The sequence below is a fragment of the Bradyrhizobium sp. SZCCHNR2028 genome, from assembly GCF_032380995.1.
Classification (GTDB): Bacteria; Pseudomonadota; Alphaproteobacteria; order Rhizobiales; family Xanthobacteraceae; genus Bradyrhizobium.
The window spans coordinates 1-1,204 of the sequence record NZ_JAUHJF010000051.1; the positions used below are offsets into that span (position 1 = coordinate 1).

1 protein-coding gene is annotated in these 1,204 nt (G+C 63.1%); it reads left to right on the top strand.

All coding sequences use genetic code 11. The features are described from left to right. Positions 1-509 precede the first annotated feature (509 nt). Positions 510-935 (top strand): flagellar biosynthesis repressor FlbT, encoded by a 426-nt coding sequence (gene flbT / locus QX121_RS31580; RefSeq protein ID WP_315715996.1) that lies wholly within the window; start codon positions 510-512, stop codon positions 933-935. Positions 936-1,204 lie beyond the last annotated feature (269 nt).

The following is a 1,204-nucleotide window of genomic DNA, read 5'->3' on the forward strand; positions in this document are numbered from 1 at the left end:
AGCGCCGAGTTGACCTTCTTGCCCGTGGAGAGATTGTTCTGGGTGGTGGCGAGGAGCTGAGCCGTCGACTGAAGCGAGAGCAGATTCTGACGCACCGACGCCGAGAGAACAATACCTGACATTTTCATACCCTTCTGGTGTGAAACAAACTGCCCGATCCATTCAGGATCAAGGCGAAGCCCGTGGGTGACTGCACCACCGGGCGACGGGCGTTAAGGTAAATGCGAGCGGCTAACAAACAGTGAAGTCACGACCGCTCGCGGTCCCCGATGCGTGGCATCGGCACGGCCGCGCATCGGCGATTCGCCGCGGATCACCTTGAAAACACCGCATATTCGCCGGGCGTGCGCGGCCGTTTACCGTCCGTTAACCATGATCGGAAAGGATTGCTGCGCGCCGACCGATCGAGCGCGCAGACTCCCCGCGCGATCTAGACTGGCAGCTGGACCGGTCATCGGCCTCGACGCAGCAGGTTCGGCGCCACGCCGATGCGGCAACGGAGAATGAGAATGGCCCTGAAAGTCGAACTGAAGCCGCATGAGCGCATCATCATCGGCTCCTGCGTGATCACCAACACCGACCAGCGCGCGCGTCTCCTGATCGACGGCGAGAACATTCCGATCCTGCGCGAGAAGGACATCCTGACGCCGGAGACGGCCGACACGCCGGCCAAGCTCGTCTATCTTGCGGTCCAGCTGATGTACATCTCGCCGGGGGCAGACGCGGATCACGGCACCTATTTCAACCTGCTGCGCGACATCATCACGACGGTGCCGAGCGCCTGGCCGATCATCGAGGCGATCAACGGCCATATCCTCAACGGCGATCTCTACCAGGCGCTGAAGGAAGCCAAGAAGCTCGTCGCCTATGAGAAGAAGCTGATCGAGCAGGCTGAAGCCGAACAGCAGGACAAGCCGGTGAGCTCGGCGGCCTGAGCCTCCGCCGAACACATCGTAGATCGAAGGCCCGGCCCCGCCCATGGCGGGCCGGCTTTTTTGTCCTGACGGGCTCGTCGCAATACGCCATCCGCACCGTCGGCCCCCCTCCTCGTCCCCTCCAATGAAAAGCGGCGGGGTTTCCCCCGCCGCCTTCGTTGTCGAGATGCGATGCCTGCGGATCAGCGCAGCAGCTGCAGCACGCTCGCCTGCGACTGGTTGGCGAGCGACAGCGCGGACACCGCGATCGACTGGCGGGTCGACAGCGC